We start from the raw sequence: 312 nt of genomic DNA on the forward strand, positions 1-312 counted from the left end.
TCTGAACAGAGGCCGGGGAGAAACCGCCGTCGAGGAACAGCAAAATATGTAAGTGCGGGTGGAACCCGTTAACCCCATAGGTGGTTTCCAAGGCTCGAACGGTGCCGCGAAGGCCCAAGAGCTTGCGGATGTTCTGTCCGGCGCGGCCTGAAGAAGTTTTGCTATAGGCCTTGTGGATCTGTTCCAAAAGCGCTTTTAGGTCATCACCCAAGCCATGAGGAACAGTCAGGGTCAGCAAATAGACCTGCATGCCCATGGATCGAGCAACGGCCAAAGCGGCCACGAGTTCGGCACGACGACGCTCGCTGATCT

At 56.4% G+C, this 312-nt stretch carries 1 protein-coding gene; it reads right to left on the reverse strand.

The genetic code is table 11. The annotated features are described in order from the left end of the window. The coding region (locus tag GHO03_RS25300) for a protein rep (RefSeq protein ID WP_178110393.1) at window positions 1-312 on the reverse strand (312 nt) is incomplete at both ends.

The sequence above is a fragment of the Pseudomonas sp. FSL R10-1339 genome (assembly GCF_009600545.1).
GTDB lineage: Bacteria > Pseudomonadota > Gammaproteobacteria > Pseudomonadales > Pseudomonadaceae > Aquipseudomonas > Aquipseudomonas bubulae.